The organism is Kitasatospora setae KM-6054 (assembly GCF_000269985.1).
In the GTDB taxonomy this organism is placed as follows: Bacteria; Actinomycetota; Actinomycetes; order Streptomycetales; family Streptomycetaceae; genus Kitasatospora; species Kitasatospora setae.
In genome coordinates this window covers 733,708-749,728 of the sequence record NC_016109.1, presented here as the reverse complement: position 1 = coordinate 749,728, position 16,021 = coordinate 733,708, and the positions used below count along the sequence as shown (strand labels likewise).

Here is a 16,021-nt window from a genome sequence, read left to right as displayed (position 1 = left end):
CACCCCCGGACGAAAAGACACCTCTTGACATCCTTTTCGGGCCGCGCCTAGCGTTCCCCACGATCCGCGCACCCCGCCGACGTGTTCCCGGCACCCCCGCCGCCGTCCGCGCGGCGCCCCCGCGCCAGCACCCGCCACCACCACCGGGAGAGCCCGTGTCCGCCGCACCGCACCACCCCGCCCCGGCGACCGACCGGACCGCCCCCACCTGCGCCGGCGAGGGCTTCCACCCGCACCTGCCCGCCCCGGACGCCGCCGCCCAGGACCCCGCCGCCCGGCTGCACCACGTCCGGGCCGGCGAACTCGACGGCGACACCGCGCAGAGCGGCGGCATGCGCAGGTTCGCGGCGATCAGCGGACGCACCGTCGGCTCGGAGAAGCTCTGGATGGGCCAGACCCACGTCGCCCCCGCCACCGCCTCCTCCGACCACCACCACGGCGAGTCGGAGACCGCGATCCACGTGGTCAGCGGCCACCCCGAGTTCGTCTTCCTCGACGACTCGTCCGGCGAACCCGTCGAGGTCAGGCTGCGCACCGGCCCCGGCGACTACGTCTTCGTGCCGCCCTACGTCCCGCACCGCGAGGAGAACCCCGACCCCGAGCACGAGGCCGTCGTGGTGATCGCCCGCAGCACCCAGGAGGCGATCGTGGTCAACCTCCCGAGCCTGCACACCCCGCCGCCGACCGCCTCCTGACCTTGCGGTTCCCGCCGCCGGACCCGTCCCACAACGGGCCCGGCGGCGGGAGTACGGGGTGGGTCAGCCGACGGCGATGTCGTCGAGCAGGAAGACGGTGGCCAGGTAGGTGTCCTCGGTGCCGGCGAACTCCAGCTTCACGCTCCGGCCCTTGTAGGCGGACAGGTCGACGGTCTTCTGGACGTATCCGGCGGATGCGTTGGCGTTGGAGTAGGTGGCCAGGGTGGTGCCGTTGACGTTGACCTTGAGGGTGTCGTAGGCGGTGGGGCCGGACTCCGCGGTGGTGACCTTGAGCCAGAAGGTGAGCTTGGGGCTGCCGTTGGCCGGGACGGCGATGTTCGACTGGGAGAGCGACTCGATCGCCGAGGTGCCGTAGCCCATCATCCAGGCGTACCAGGAGCCGCCGTGGGCGGCCTGGAGGGTGGAGTTGGTGATGTCGTTGTCGCTCTGGGTCCAGCCGGCGGCGCCCTGTTCGAAGGTGCCGTTGGCCAGCGCGTTGCCGGTCGGGGTCGACGAGGTCGAGGGGGAGGCCGAGGGGGAGGGCGAGGACGAGGGCGAGGACGAGGGGCTGGCGGAGGCGGAGGTCGAGGGGGTCGGGCTGGGGCTGCCCGTGCCGGGGTCGGGCAGGGCGGTGCCGACGCTGACGGCGGCCCACGCCTTGGAGATCAGGTACCGCTCCCGCGAGTTGGCGCCGTACAGGTCGGCGGCGGCCTGGAGGGTCGCGGTGCGGGCCGAGGCGTAGGTGGTGGTGGAGGTCATGTAGGTGGTCAGGGCGCGGTACCAGACGGCGGCGGCCTTGTCGCGGCCGATGCCGGTGAAGGTGTCGTTGTTGCAGGTGGTGCCGTTGTGGGCGAGGCCGCCGATGGTCTTCGCGCCGGTGCCCTCCGCCGCCAGGTAGAAGAAGTGGTTGCCGATGCCGGAGGAGTAGTGGACGTCGACCTGGCCGGCGCCGGAGGTCCAGCAGCCGAGGCTGTTCCCGTCGGAGGCGGGGTTGTCCATCCGGCGCAGCGAGCCGGCGGACATGTTGAGCTTCTCGCCGATGTAGTAGTCGCCGGGGTCCGACGGGTTGTTGGCGTAGAACTCGACCATGGTGCCGAAGATGTCGCTGGTGGCCTCGTTGAGGCCGCCGCTCTCGCCGGAGTAGGTGAGGTTGGCGGTGGCGGCGGTGACGCCGTGGCTCATCTCGTGGCCGGCGACGTCGAGCGCGGTGACCGGGGTGTTGCCGTTCTGCGAGGAGCCGTCGCCGAACGACATGCAGAAGCAGTTGTCGTCGTAGAAGGCGTTCAGCAGCTGGTTGTCGACGTGGACGTACGCCGGGGCGCCCCGGCCGTCGTTGCGGATGCCGGAGCGGTTGAAGGTGCTCTGGTAGAAGTCCCAGGTCTTCGCCAGGCCGTAGGAGGCGTCCACGGCGGCGCTCTCCCGGCTCGAAGTCGAGCCGTTGCCCCAGGAGTTGGACGACTTGGAGAACGTCCGGGCGTTCTGCTTCGGGTTGGACTGCGGGCTGTTGTACGAGTCGTAGACGATGGTGCCGCCGTGCGCCGCGTCGGTCAGCGTGTAGCCGCTGCCGCTCTGGCTGGTCTCGATGGTGACCTGGCCGGCGGTGACGCCGTTGCCGGTGCCGGTGACGCCCTGGTGCAGTTCGTACTGGTCGAGCGGCGCGCCGCTGGCCGCGTCGACGATCACCGCTTCGCGGGAGGCGGGGCCGCTCTCGCCGTCGCCGGTGACGGTGGAGCGGTAGGCCAGGACGGGGATCTTGCCGACCGCGTACACCACCAGGGTGCTGCCGTCCGCGCTGTCGGACTTGGCGTTCCTGACGTGCTTGGCGTGCTTGGCGGCCGCGGCCGAGGCGTCGGAGGCGCTGAGCTTCGGCGTCACCCCCGCCACCTTGATCGCGCCCTGGTGGGCCTGGTCGGAGCCGGTGGCCTTGCCGTTGCTGTCGTAGTGGACGACCAGGTCGCCGCCGATGACGGGCAGGTTGCGGTAGGTGCGGTCGTAGCGCACGTGCCGGGCGCCGTCGGTGTCCAGGAGCACGTCCTTGGCCACCAGGCGCTCGTCGGGGCCGAAGCCGAGCGACTTCGCGACGGCGGCGGCCTCCCGGTCGGCGGTGCGCAGCGCCTCGGCGCGGGCGTCGGCGCTCACCGCCCGGAAACCGGCGCCGGGCCGGGCGGTGGTGCCGGCGGCCGCGGTGGACTGGGTGGCCACCACGGTCAGGGTGCCCAGGGCGAGCGCCGCGGCGACGGCGGCGGCGAGGGCGTTCTTGCGGGACATCGTGTTCCTCCCGCCGAGCTGGGGTTGAGGGGGAGGAGGACGCCGGGCGTCGTCGTGGGGTGGGGGGCGTCCGGCGGCCGTGGACAGCTCGGCTGTGGCGATGAGGCTAGGGAAGGCCGGGGGCGGCCGACATCAGGGCGATCCCTTGTCCTGGCGCAGCGGGGCGTCGGGGGCGCACCATGGCCCGATGCCAGACTCCGCGACGTGGGTGAGTGAGCTTCGGGAACCGGCCGTGGCCGTGCTGCCGGTGGTGCCGGACGATCTGCCCGGCACCCGCCGGGTGGTGCTGTTCGGGCCGCCCGGCATCGGCAAGAGCACCGCGGCCGGCCTGCTGGCCCGACGCCTGGGCCGGCCCGTCCTGCGCCTGGCCCCGGGCCCGCAGGACGCCGGCGTCCCGTACACCGGGCTGCTCGAACTCGCCCTCGCGCTCCCGCCGTCGCCCACCGCGCGGGACCTGGCGGCGGCCCTGGACGAGGCCGCCGACCCGGCGGCCGCCCCCGACGGCACCGGGCCGGCCCTGCGACTGCGCCGGCTGACCGCCGCCGCGCTGCGGGACGCGCCGCCCGTGACCCTGGTCGCGGACAACGCCCAGTGGCTGGACCCGGCCAGCCGGGCCGTCCTGCGCTGGGCCCTGCGCCTGACCCCGGAGCTGCCCGTCATCACCGCCGAACGCACCTGGCGGCCGGGCAGCGGAGGCCACTGGAGCGGCGAGGACGCGTACGCGGTGCACGTCCCGCACCTGACGGAGCCCCAGCTCGCGGCGCTGCTGGCCCCGTACCGGCCCGCCCCCGGCGAGGTCGCCCGGGTGCACACCCGCAGCGGCGGCAACCCCGCCCTGGCCCTGGCCCTCGCCGAGGCCGGCGGCCGCACCCCCGGCCCGCCGACCGTCCGACGCCCCGCCGACGACGACCCCGTCCTGCCGCCCCGCGCCCGCCAACTGGTCGGCGAATGGCTCGACACCGTGCCGGACGACGTACGGGAACTCCTGACCCTGGCCGCCCTCGACGACCGGCCCGACCTCGACCTGCTCACCCGCCTCGCCGGCCCGGCCGCCGCACACCTGCTGGCCCAGGCCGAGACCGCCGGACTGCTCGACCCCGTACCCGCCGACGGGCGGGTGCGCTTCACCGCCACCGCGATCGCCGCCGAACTCACCACCAGGCTCCCCGCCGCCGCCCGCCGACTCCTGCACGCCCGCCTGGCCGGAGCCAGCCACGACAGCCTCCGCCGCGACCGCCACACCGCACTCGCCGCCGACCCCACCGACCCCCGCACCGCCCGGCACACCGCCCGCGCCGCCGGCCACGCCCGCCTGCGCGGCGAACACCCGCTGGCCGCCGAACTCTCCCTCCTCGCCGCCCAGCGCACCCCGCGCGAGGACCCCGGCCTGCTCGCCGAACGCGCCCTGACCGCCGTGCGCGACGCCAGCCACTGCGGCGACCTCCCCCGCGGCCGGGCCGCCGCCCGCCTCGTCCTCGAACACGACACCAGCCCCGCCCCGCGCGTCGGCGCCCTGCTCGCCCTGCTCGACGCCAGCGGACAGCGCCTGCACGGCGCCGACGAACTCTTCGCCGACGCGATCCACGAAGCGGCCGGCCGACCCGACCTGACCGCCCAGGTCCTGCTCCGCCAAGCCATCTGGGCCAACGTCAGCGAAGGCGCCCCCCACCGGGCCGCCGCCCTGGCCGAACGCGCCGCCCGACTCGCCCGCACCGCCGGCGACACCACCACCACCGCGCTCGCCCTGACCATGCTGGCCCGCGTCCAACGCGTCCTCGGCCACCCCGACGCCGACACCACCCTCGAACACGCCCTGTCCCTGCCCCGCACCGCGCTCGTCCCCGTCAACGCCACCCCCGAACACCTCGCCGCCCGCCACGCCCTCTTCGACGACCGCCCCGCCGACGCCCGCACCACCCTGCTCCCCCTGCTCGTCCAAGCCCAGCGGACCGGGGACGCCGAAGCCGTCGTCGACCTGCTGCGCAGCCTCGCCGAAACCGAACTGCGCGCCGGACGCTGCGCCGAGGCCCTCGACTACGCCCGCCGCGCCCACACCCTCTCCGACCGGACGGGCATGCCACCCGGCCCCGCCTGCTACACCTCCGCCCTCGTCGAAGGCACCGCCTCCCGCACCGGCACCGCCCTCGCCCACGCCCGCCGGGGCATCGACGCCTCCCGGCACGAGGACAACCGGGTCTTCCTCTCCCGCAACCTCTTCGCCCTCGGCCACCTCCTGCTCACCGCCGGCCGCCCCAAGGAAGCCCTCGAACCGCTCCAGGAGGTCCGCGCGCTGGAAACGCTCCAACAGGTCCGCGACCCCTCCGTCCTCCGCTGGCACGCCGACCTCGCCGAGGCGCTCCTCGCCGCCGGCCGCCCCGACGAAGCCGAAGAGCTCCTCACCGACACCCACCGCACCGCCACCGATCTCGGCCGGGACTCCGTCCTGCCCGCCCTCGAACGCGCCCGGGCCCTCCTCGACGCCGCCCGCGGCCAGTACGACACCGCCGCCCGCCGCCTCACCGACGCCGCCGAGCAGCTGCGCCAGCTCCCCCTCGAACGCGGCCGCACCCTCCTCGCCCTCAGCCACACCGAACGCCGCGCCCGCCGCCGCGCCGGCGCCCGCACCGCCGCGCAGCGGGCCGCCGACCTCTTCACCGCCCACGGAGCCCACCCCGGGGCCGACGCCGCCGCCCGCGCCCTGCGGCGACTGGAACCCGGCCCCCCGGCGGACGCCACCCCGCAGGACGGCGCCCGCGCCCGCCTCACCGACGCCGAACAACGCTGCGCCCACCTCGCCGCGGCCGGCGCGAGCAACCGCGACATCGCCGCCGCCCTCACCGTCAGCGTCAAAACCGTCGAAGCGACCCTGACCCGCGTCTACCGCAAACTCGACCTCCGCTCACGCGTCCAACTCGCCCACGCCGTCACCCCGGCACGCGAATGACCGACCGGCCCCGGCCGCACCGGAACAGCCCCCGGGCCCCGCCCGCGCCGCCGTTCGGGGGAAGCGGGGGTTCGGGGCCGGGGGCGCGGGAACCGATGGCGGGTGGACGTGCTCGCTGTGCTGTTCGCCGTGTTCGGGGCCGCCTCCAACGCGGCCGGGACCGCCTTCCAGCGGAAGGCGGCGGCCCGGCTGGACCGGGGCGGGGGACTGCGGTTCCTGCTGGTGCTCGCGCGCGACCCGGCGTGGGTGGCGGGGATCGTCGGAGTGGCCGGGGCCGCGCTGTTCCAGGCGCTGGCGCTCGCGTTCGGGCCGATGGCGCTGGTGCAGCCGGTGTTCGTGCTGGAGCTGCCGTTCGCGCTGCTGATCGCCGCGCCGCTGCTGCACCGCCGGATGCCGGCCGCCGGCTGGGCGGGCGTCGCGGCGGTGGTCGGCGGACTGGCCCTGTTCCTCGGCTGCGCCGCCCCGGCCGGCGCCGAGGACCAGGCGCCGATGAGCCGCTGGACGCCCGTCCTGGTCGGCTGCCTGGGCGCGATGGCGCTGTGCGTGGCGGCGGCCCGCGGGCGCGGACCGGTGTTCCGGGCCGGGGCGCTCGGCACCGCCGCCGCGGTCGGCAACGCGCTGACCGCCGCCCTGCTGAAGTCCGCCACCGGCACGTTCTCCGACCACGGCCCGGCCGCCTTCCTGACCGCCTGGCAGACGTACGGCTTCGCGCTCACCGGCATCGCCGCCGTCCTGCTGCTGGAGAACGCCCTCCAGGCCGGCCCGCTGGTGGCCTCGCAGCCCGCGCTGACCATCGGCGACGCGGCCGTCAGCCTGCTGCTCGGCGTGGTGCTGTTCCAGGAGACGATCCGCACCGGCTGGCTGCTGGTCCCCGAACTCCTCGCCGTCGCCCTGGTGGCGGGCGGCGTGGTCACCCTGGTCCGGGCCGTCCCGAACATCCGGGACAGCGCGCGCTGAGCATGCCCCCGCGGGCCGGCCCCGCGCCGCACGACAGGCTCGCCGCAGGACGCGGAACCGCGCCGCACGACAGGCTCGCCGCAGGACGCGGAACCGCGCCGCACGCTCGCCGCGTCCGTCCTTCTCGACGGCGGCCGGGTGATCATGGCCGCCGGCCGCCGCCCTGGGAGGAGCGTTGTGACGGACGACGGTACGCCGGAGAACGAGCCGGTGGGGGAGAAGCGCCGCTGGTGGCGGCGGGCCGCCGCGGTGCTGGGCGGGGTGCTGCTCGCCGGGCCGGCCGTGCTGGTGGCGGTGCGGCTGGCCGGGTGGGACGACGGGACGTGGTGGGCGCTGCCGATGGCCGGGTTGCCGTACGCGGCGCTGCTGTGCGCGGTGGTGCTGGCGGTGGCCGCGGCGCTCCGGCTGCGCTGGGTGGGCGGGGTCGCGGCGGTCCTGGTGGTGGTCCAACTGTGGTGGCTGGTACCGAGGTTCGTCCCGGACGGGGACGACGCCCCGGCCGGCGCGCCCCGGCTGCGGGTGGCGACCAGCAACAACTACATGGGCCAGGTCTCGCCGAAGTCCCTGGTCGACCTGGTGCGCGAGCAGCGGATCGACGTGCTCGCGGTCGAGGAGCAGAGCGACTCCGCCGCCGCCGCGCTCGACGCGGCGGGCATCCGCGAACTGCTCCCGCACCGGGAGCGCCCGGCCGACCGGGACACCGCGATCTACACCCGGCTGCCGGTGACCGCCGCCGCCGACCCGGGCTGGCCGACCGTCAACCTGACCGTCGAGGTCGGCGGCCGCCCCGTGCAGATCGTCGCCGTGCACACCTACTACCCGCTCGGCGACGCCCGCCGCTGGGCCGAGGACCTGCACGAGCTGACCGCCGCCGCGCCGGGCCGGACCCGCAACGCCGTCCTGCTGGGCGACTTCAACGCCACCCTCGACCACCGGCCGATGCGCGACCTGGTGGACACCGGCCTCTCCGACACCCACGAGGAACTCGGCGCGGGCCTGTTCCCGACCTGGCCGGAGAACCACCCGGACTTCCGCGGCGTCCCGCCGGTGATCCAGATCGACCACGTCCTGCACGGCCCGGCGCTGACCGCCGTCACCGTCTCCGAGCACGCCCTGCCGCGCAGCGACCACCGCGCCGTGGTCGCCGAACTGGCGGTCGGGTAGCGGACGGTGAGGCGGTGGACAGCGGCGTGCGTGGCGGACGGCCGGCGTACCCGGTGAAGGCGCGGCCGCCGGGGACGCCGCCGCCGGACGTGCGGGGAGCCGGGGGCGGCCCCACACCGCCCCGGCTCCTCCTCCTCGCTCCCGGTCGGACCCCCACGGCCGCCGGGAGGTTGCGGCCGCTACCCGGCGGGCGTGATCAGGCCGTAGTGCCCGTCGTAGCGGTGGTACAGGACGTTGCCGCGGCCGGTCGCGGCGTCGGTGAAGAAGACGAACGGCAGGCCGCTGAGGTCCAGCCGTCCCCGGGCCTGGCCCGGCGTCAGCACCGGCACCCCCAGCCGGCTCGCCACCAGCCCGGGCACCGCCGCCGCCGGGAGCGGGCCGGCCGAGGCCAGCCGGTAGCCGCCCGCCGTGCCCCGGTAGACGACGCTCTCGCGGCCGCTGTCCGCGTCCGTGAACAGGTGGAAGTCGTAGTCCATCGCCTCCAGTTCGCCCACCGCGTCGAGCGGCGCGCGGCGCGCCAGCCCGTAGCTCTTGTGCCGCACCACCTGCCGTTCCTCGGGCGGCCTGACCCGCCGCTCCGGGCGGTGCGCGGGGCGCTGCTCCGGCCGGTGCTCGGGCCGGTGCTCGGGGCCGCGCCGGTGGTGGCGCAGCCGGGCCAGCCGGGCGGCGAGCCGGTCCTGGAGCAGGTCGACGGCCTCCCGCATGGTCGCCGCCGCGACGTGCGCCCGCACCGGGCGGCCGTTCAGGTCGACCACGACCTGCGCCAACGACGGCCGCGCCACCGCGTGGTTGGCCTCCTGCGCGAGCCGCACCCGCACCGCGAGCACCGGCTCGTCCAGCCGCTCCAGCACGGCCGCGACCTTCCCCCGCGCGTACTCCGGGGCGCCCGCGCTCACCGCGCCGCGCGTCTCCACCAGCACCTCGGCCCTGGGACGGGTCTGCAGACGGTTCATCAGCCTCTCCTTCTCCCGAATCCCGAATCCCGCTTCCCGACGGCCACCACTCTGCTCCGGTCCCGGCGGCGGGCCGAGGGCCGAACGGTCCCCTCCGGCGGGTCGGTCGGCCCCGCGCCGACGACCCGGCACCCGGGCGGTGCCCGGCGGGGCCCGAACGGGCAGACTGGGGAGGTGACAGCCACTCCCCTCGCCAAGGGCGCGAACCTGCCGGTCGCCGCCACCGCCGTCCGCGCCCGACTCGACCGCGCCACCGGGCCCGGCACCCCCGGGCTGAGCGCCGCCGCGCTGGTGCTCGGCGCGGACGGCGGACCGCGGCTGCTGCGCGCCGGGGAACGCGCGGCGGGCGTCGCGGTCCGGCCGGACGGGGCCGACGTCGACCTGGCGGCGCAGCCGCCCGGCGTCCAGCGGGTGCTGCTGCTGGCCGTCTCGGACGGCGCCGGGCTCGGCGCCGTCCCCGGGCTGGCGCTGCTGCTCGACGACGCCCGCGACGGGGTCGGGCTGGTCCGCTTCGAACCCGGCGCCGGCGCGGAGACCGCGCTGGTCTGCGGCGAGCTCTACCGGCGCGCCGGCGGTTGGAAGTTCCGCGCCGTCGGCCAGGGCTGGACGGACGGCCTGGCGGGCCTCGCCGTCGCGCACGGGTTCACCCTCCGCGAGCCGCAGCCGCAGCCCGTGCCGCCGCAGCCGGAGCCCGTCCCGCCGCAGCCGGAGCCCGTGCCGCCGCAGCCTGTGCAACCGGCCGCCGGCCCGTCGCCGTCGCCGGAGCCCGCGCAACTGACGGCGGAGGAGCAGGCGTTGCCCGTCGACATGCGCAAGCGGCTGACCCTGCGCAAGCAGCAGGTCGCGGTCAGCCTGCGCAAGCACGGCGCCCAGCACCTCACCGCCCGGGTGATCCTGGTGCTGGACGCCTCCGGTTCGATGAGCGCGCTCTACCACCGGGGCGTGGTCGCCGACGTGGTCGAGCGGATGGCCGCCGTCGCCGCCCAGCTCGACGACGACGGCGCCATGCAGGCGTGGACCTTCGCCACCCACCCCGCCCGCCTCCCCGACCTGCGGCTGGCCGACCTCCCGGACTGGCTGCGGCTGCACGTCCGGGTCGGCGAGCTCTCGCTGTTCGGCCGCCGCCGGATCCGGCCGCCGCTGCCCGACGGGCGGGTCGACATGAAGGCCGTCGGGTTCCAGAACGAGGAGCAGCGGGTGATCGCCCAGGTCCGCGACCACGTCCGGGCCAACCCGGCGGCCGACCCGACCCTGGTGCTGTTCTTCTCCGACGGCGGCGTCTACCGCAACGCCGAGATCGAGCGCGAGCTGCGCGCCGCCGCCGAGGAGCCCGTCTTCTGGCAGTTCGTCGGCCTCGGCGACGGCGACTACGGCGTCCTCGAACACTTCGGCACCCTCCCCGGCCGCCGCGTCGACAACGTCGGCTTCTTCGCGGTCGACGACATCAGCACCCTCCCGGACCCGGAGCTCTACGACCGCCTGCTGTCGACCTTCCCGCAGTGGGTGACGGCCGCCCGCCGGGCGGGGATCCTGCGGTAGCGGGACGGCGCGTCCGAGGGGCGGCGGGCGGCCGGTTGCCGATCATGGCCTGATGGTGGACGCGGCGGAGCCGGAACGGCATGCGGGCTGGAACGAACTGTTCTTCGACCTGATCGCGGTGGCGGGCGTCGGGCAGTTGGCGCACCTGCTGCACGCGGGGCCGGGCTGGGGGGCGGTGGGGCTGTACGGGCTGCTGGTCGGGGCGTTCTGGCTGAGCTGGGCGTGCTTCACCGTGTACGGGGACGTGGTCGCGGAGCGGACCAGTTCGTTCGCGCTGTTCGTGGCGATGGCCGGGATGGCGGTGATGGCGGCGGCGGTCGAGGGCGTGCACGAGGAGGCGCGGGCGAACGCCTTCGCGCTGGTGTACGTGCTGCTGCGCTGGTACGCGGGCCGGCTGTGGCGGCAGGGGCGGAGCCTGCTGGTGGTGCCGGACTGGCCGATCGCGCAGTACGGCGCGGGGGCGGTGCCGTGGCTGGTGTCGGTGGTCGCGCCGGACGGCTGGCGGTACTGGCTGTGGGGCGCGGGCCTGCTGGTGGACGCGCTGCTGCTGCTCGCGGTGCGCGAGGACGGGGAGCGGGTGGCCTCGCGCTGGGCGGCCCGGCGGGAGCGGCACCAGGGCGGTCCGGGCCCGGACCGGCCGGCGCCGGAGCTGCGGGAGGCGGGCGTGGACGCGGCGCACCTGGGGGAGCGGCTGGGGCTGTTCATGGTGATCGTGCTGGGGGAGGGCGTGGTGCAGGTGATCCGGGCCGCGTCCGACCAGCAGCACTGGGACGTCCGGCTGGCCTGGACCGGCCTGGCCGCGATGACGCTGCTGGCCTCGCTGTCGGTGCTGAGCGTGCGGCGCGGCGCGGCGGCCTTCCCACAGCTGGTCGCGGGCGGCCGACCGCGCTGGGTGATGCTCTGCCACGCGGCGGGCTCGGCCGCGCTGGCGGCGCTGGCGGCCGGCCTGGGCCGGGCGGTCGAGCACGCCGACGGCACGCTCCCGGACGACACCCGGCGGCTGCTGTGCGCGGCGCTGGCCGGCTACTTCGCGGTGACGCTGGCAGCGGTGCTGCCGACCCTGGACGGGCCCGGGCAGGTCCGCGGCGTCCTGGTGCACACCGTCCCGGCGGTGCTGCTGTCACTGCTCCTGGCCCTGCTGCCGGTGTCGCTGGCGGCCGGTCCGGTGGTGCTGCTGCTCCTGCTGGCCACGCTGTGGGCCCGCGGCTACCGGGTGGGGAGGCCGGAGCGGCGGGGGTGACGCTACGAATCGGTCACGTTCCGTTCTGTTAAATAGAACTGTTTGTATGTTCACCGTCAGGATCTCGGTCGGCTACCCCTCAGCTACCCCGACTGGAGTCCCGCGTGAGCCCCTCCTCCGCGCGCCGCCGCGCCCTCGGCACGGCCGCCCTCGCCGCCCTGCTCCTCGCCTCCGCCACCACCGCCACCACCGGCAGCGCCACCGCCGCGCCCGGCCGGGACGCCGCCGTCGCCCGGGCCCGGGCCAACGTCGCGGGGCACGCCGCGCTGTTCGGCTACGGCCCCGGCCAGGAACTCGTCCTGCGGGACGTGGTGCTGGACCCGGACGGCGCCCAGCACGTCCGTTTCGACCGCACCTACCAGGGGCTGCCCGTGGTCGGCGGCGACCTGGTGGTGCACCAGGACGCGCGCGGCCGGCTGGCCGACTCCTCGCGCGCCAAGGGCCACGACCCGGCGGTGCCCACCACCCGCCCGGCCGTCCCGGCGCAGCGCGGGGCCGCCGAGGCGCTCGGGCAGGCGCCGGGCATATCCGGCGCGGTGTCGGTGCCCGAGCTGGTGGTCTGGGCCGCCGACGGCACCGCCCGGCTGGCCTGGCGCACCACCGTCAGCGGCACCGGCAAGCAGGGCCAGCCGGCCGGCCGGGTGGTGGTCACCGACGCGACCACCGGCGCCGCGATCGACAGCTACGACGCCGAGCACTCCGCCACCGGCACCGGCCACTCCGAGTACACCGGCGACGTCCCACTCGCCACCACCCAGCAGCCGGACGGGAGTTACGCGCTGATCGACCCCGTCCGCGGCCACACCACCAAGGACGCCCACAACCTCGCCGCGAACAGCGTCAAGGCCACCTCCGGCACGCTCTACACCGACACCGACAACGTGTGGGGCGACGGCCGGAAGTTCTCCGCCGACCGGGCCACCGCCGCCGTCGACGCGCACGCCAACACCGCCTGGACGTACGACTACTACAAGAACACCTTCGGCCGCAGCGGCATCAAGAACGACGGCAAGGGCGCCACCGTCTTCGTGCACGTCGGCACCGACTGGGACAACGCCCAGTGGTCCGACGCCTGCTTCTGCATGATGACCGGCGACGGCAACGGCACCACCGACCCCGAGCAGGTCGACCTCGACACCATGGGCCACGAGATGACCCACGGCGTCACCAGCGCCACCGCCAACCTCCGCTACAGCGGCGAGTCCGGCGGCCTGAACGAGTCCACCAGCGACATCTTCGGCACCATGGTCGAGTGGTACGCGGGCAACGCGCTCGACCAGGGCGACTACCTGTTCAGCGACCAGTCGACGCCGCCGTGGCTGCGCCGCTTCGACAAGCCCTCGCTGGACGGCGGCTCGGCGGACTGCTGGAGCAAGTCGGTCGGCCGACTCGACGTGCACTACTCCTCGGGCGTCGGCAACCACTGGTTCTACCTGGCCAGCGAGGGCAGCGGCGCCAAGACCGTCAACGGCGTCGCCTACAACAGCCCGACCTGCAACGGCTCGACCGTCACCGGCATCGGCAACCAGAAGGTCGCCGCCATCTGGTACCGGGCCCTGACCGTCTACATGACCTCCACCACCGACTACAAGGGCGCCCGCACCGCCTCGCTGAACGCGGCCCGCGACCTCTACGGCGCGGGTTCCGCCGAGTACGCGGCGGTGGGCGCCGCGTGGAGCGCGGTCTCGGTCTCCTGAGCCGGGCCCGGCGGGCGGGCGCCGGGCCCGGGGTGCTCGCCGCGCGGCAGGTACGACGGCGGCCGGGGGCCGGGACGCGCTCCCGGATCCCCGGCCGCCCCGCCGGCGGACCGCCTGACGGATCGTCGGGACGGGCCGTCAGGCGGTGAACGCCTCGAACAGCGTCCAGGCGCACAGCACGACCATGCACAGGCCGCCGACCCGCTGCACGGTGCGCAGCGGGACGCGCTTGGCGATGAAGCGGCCGACCAGCAGGGCCAGTGCGGAGACCGACATCAGGGCGGCGGCGGAGCCGATCGCGGTGGGCAGCCAGCCGTTGGTGGCGGCCAGGTTGGCGGTGGTGATCTGGGTCAGGTCGCCCCACTCGCCGATGAACACCGTCATGAACGCGGTGCCCCAGACCGGCCAGAAGCCGGTCACCGTCTTGGCGCCGCCCTCCTCGTCGTCGTCGTCACCGCCGGAGCGGAGCAGTACGAACGCGCCGAAGCCGAACAGCGCGGCGGAGACCAGCTTGACGGCCAGGCCGGGCAGCAGGCCGAGCAGGCTGCCCGCGCCGACCGCGAGCGCGACGTGCACGAGGAACGCGGCCGAGGTGCCGAACCAGACGTACAGCGGGCGCATGCGGGTGCCCATCGCCAGTGAGGCGAACATGGTCTTGTCGGGGAGTTCGGCGAGGAAGATCAGCCCGAAGGCGGTGAGCATCGCCAGGGGGTCGAAGGACATCGGAGCGCTTTCTGCAGGGGCCGGGCCGCAAGGCTCGAACGGCACCGGGCTGGCGACGGGCGACCCTCTCGGCCCGACGCGACGAGACCTGCCGCACGGTGGGTGCGGCAGGGCCATGCACGGGCCGAAGGTCTCGTCCGTCGCGGCAGATGGCCTGCGCGACCCACGGGCCGGGACGGTGAACCGTCCAGTGTGTCGACCGGTGGTGTTTCGGGACTACTCCCCTTCGCGCCGCCAAGTGTAGATGATCAGACCGGCCCGGATGAACCGCCCCCGGGTGGCCGGTTCCGTGCTGTCCGGTGTCATGGTCATGGCTGGTGGGCGGCGGTGCGGCGGCCGTCCGGCGGGCCGGGTTCCGGACAGAATCCGCTCCGGCGGCCCGGCGCGCTTTCCGCGGGCACGGAACGCGAGTTAGCGTGACGGTGAGTTAGTTGCCTGAGGCACTCAATTGCCGGGTCCGCCCTGCCGCACCCCGTACCCGCCCCGCCACCGGGGCCGGGACCCGGACGGCAGCCCGGGCCGGAGAGGGAAACCAGCATGGCCACTGCCGCCCCCGCCACCAGCCACCCCGCCGCCGCGCACCCCGCCACCAGCCACCCCGCCCCGCGCGGCGCCTGCCCGTTCGCCCCGCCGCCCGCCTACCAGCAGGCCGTCCGGGACGAACCCGTCACCCGGGTCGCGCTCTGGGACGGCGCCCCCTGCTGGCTGGTCACCCGCCACCAGGACACCCGCGACGTCCTCGCCGACCCCCGCTTCAGCGCCGACGCCGCCCGCCCCGGCTTCCCGTTCCTCAGCGCCGCCGCCCGGCAGATCGGCGCCGGGAAGACCTCCTTCATCCGGATGGACGACCCCGAGCACAGCCGCCTGCGCCGGATGCTCACCGGCGACTTCACCCTCCGCAAGACCGCCGCCCTGCGCCCCGCGATCCAGCAGGTCGCCGACCGGCTGTTCGCCGCGATGACCACCGGCCGCACCCGCGCCGACCTGGTCGCCGACTTCGCCCTCCCGCTGCCCTCGCTGGTCATCTGCCTGCTGCTCGGCGTCCCGTACGAGGACCACGAGTTCTTCCAGCGCTGCAGCCGCAGCCTGCTCAACCGGGACAGCCCGGTCGAGGAGGTCCTCGCCGCCCAGGACGCCCTCACCGAGTACCTCGACACCCTCACCGACAGCAAGCGCGGCAACCCCGACGACGGCATCCTCAGCCGCCTCGTCGAACGCGGCGAACTCCCCACCGAGGAGATCGGCGCGATGGGCCGGCTGCTGCTGATCGCCGGCCACGAGACCACCGCCAACATGACCGCGCTCTCCGTCCTCGCCCTGCTCCGCCACCCCGACCAGCTCGCCCACCTGCGCGCCCACCCCGAGGCCACCCCCGCCGCCGTCGAGGAACTGCTGCGCTGGCTGAGCATCGTCCAGACCGGCGTCACCCGGGTCGCCGTGGAGGACGTCGAGGTCGGCGGCGTGCTGATCCGGGCCGGCGAGGGCGTCATCTGCCAGCTCAACACCGCCAACCGCGACGAGGACCGCTACCCCGACGGCGACACCCTCGACCTCACCCGCGACACCCGCCGCCACGTCGCCTTCGGCTTCGGCGTCCACCAGTGCCTCGGCCAGCCGCTGGCCCGGCTGGAACTGGAGATCGCCCTCGACACCCTGCTGCGCGGCCTGCCCGACCTGCGCCTCGCCGTGCCGTTCGAGGAGATCCGGTTCCGCCACGAGATGACCGTCTACGGCATCGAGACCCTGCCCGTCACCTGGTGACCACCCCCGCCCCGACGGCCCCGACGGCCCCGCTGGCCCTGACGACCCCGACGACCCCGACGACCCCCGCGAGAGGAACC

Annotated in this window: 11 protein-coding genes; 8 read left to right on the top strand and 3 right to left on the bottom strand. The window is 75.5% G+C overall.

From position 1 onward, the window contains the following. Nucleotides 1–155 precede the first annotated feature (155 nt). Entirely contained in the window at nt 156–695 is a 540-nt protein-coding gene (locus KSE_RS03230) for a cupin domain-containing protein (protein ID WP_014133834.1), read from the top strand. Nucleotides 696–758: 63 nt separating this feature from the next. On the opposite strand, the gene KSE_RS03225 is transcribed toward KSE_RS03230, so the two are convergent. After that, complete coding sequence (locus KSE_RS03225) at nt 759–2,963, bottom strand: M4 family metallopeptidase (RefSeq protein WP_014133833.1); 2,205 nt, start codon at nt 2,961–2,963, stop codon at nt 759–761. A 208-nt stretch (nt 2,964–3,171) separates the two neighbouring features. On the opposite strand from KSE_RS03225, the gene KSE_RS03220 reads away from it, so the two are divergent. The 3 genes from KSE_RS03220 to KSE_RS03210 all read left to right on the top strand — a co-directional run bounded on the left by KSE_RS03220 (nt 3,172) and on the right by KSE_RS03210 (nt 8,028). Continuing rightward, the gene (locus KSE_RS03220; protein WP_269450283.1) at nt 3,172–5,907 is read left to right on the top strand and encodes a helix-turn-helix transcriptional regulator; all 2,736 of its coding nucleotides are present in this window, start codon (nt 3,172–3,174) and stop codon (nt 5,905–5,907) included. Nucleotides 5,908–6,009: 102 nt separating this feature from the next. After that, a complete protein-coding gene (locus KSE_RS03215; RefSeq protein WP_014133831.1) occupies nt 6,010–6,864 on the top strand; it encodes a DMT family transporter in 855 nt (284 codons plus the stop codon). Between the two features lie 177 nt (nt 6,865–7,041). Beyond that, complete coding sequence (locus KSE_RS03210; RefSeq protein ID WP_231873115.1) at nt 7,042–8,028, top strand: endonuclease/exonuclease/phosphatase family protein; 987 nt, start codon at nt 7,042–7,044, stop codon at nt 8,026–8,028. Nucleotides 8,029–8,207: 179 nt separating this feature from the next. Here the strand turns inward: KSE_RS03210 and KSE_RS03205 are convergent, their stop codons facing one another. Then, nucleotides 8,208–8,981 (bottom strand): ribosome hibernation promotion factor, encoded by a 774-nt coding sequence (locus KSE_RS03205; RefSeq protein ID WP_014133829.1) that lies wholly within the window; start codon nt 8,979–8,981, stop codon nt 8,208–8,210. A gap of 174 nt (nt 8,982–9,155) precedes the next feature. Between KSE_RS03205 and KSE_RS03200 the strand changes: the two genes are divergently transcribed. From KSE_RS03200 to KSE_RS03190, 3 genes are all read left to right on the top strand, one after another. Beyond that, nucleotides 9,156–10,520 carry a vWA domain-containing protein gene (locus KSE_RS03200; RefSeq protein ID WP_014133828.1) on the top strand — a complete coding sequence of 455 codons (1,365 nt, stop codon included), beginning with the start codon at nt 9,156–9,158 and terminating at the stop codon, nt 10,518–10,520. A 52-nt stretch (nt 10,521–10,572) separates the two neighbouring features. Next, on the top strand, nt 10,573–11,760 hold the full coding sequence (locus KSE_RS03195) for a low temperature requirement protein A (RefSeq protein WP_014133827.1): 1,188 nt from the start codon (nt 10,573–10,575) through the stop codon (nt 11,758–11,760). 104 nt (nt 11,761–11,864) lie between these two features. Beyond that, complete coding sequence (locus KSE_RS03190; RefSeq protein ID WP_014133826.1) at nt 11,865–13,457, top strand: M4 family metallopeptidase; 1,593 nt, start codon at nt 11,865–11,867, stop codon at nt 13,455–13,457. 138 nt (nt 13,458–13,595) lie between these two features. On the opposite strand, the gene KSE_RS03185 is transcribed toward KSE_RS03190, so the two are convergent. Further along, entirely contained in the window at nt 13,596–14,180 is a 585-nt protein-coding gene (locus tag KSE_RS03185; RefSeq protein WP_014133825.1) for a TMEM165/GDT1 family protein, read from the bottom strand. Nucleotides 14,181–14,717: 537 nt separating this feature from the next. Here KSE_RS03185 and KSE_RS03180 point away from each other — a divergent pair. Next, nucleotides 14,718–15,941, top strand: coding sequence for a cytochrome P450 (locus KSE_RS03180; RefSeq protein ID WP_014133824.1), 1,224 nt, complete (start codon nt 14,718–14,720; stop codon nt 15,939–15,941). The last annotated feature ends 80 nt before the right edge of the window (nt 15,942–16,021 follow it).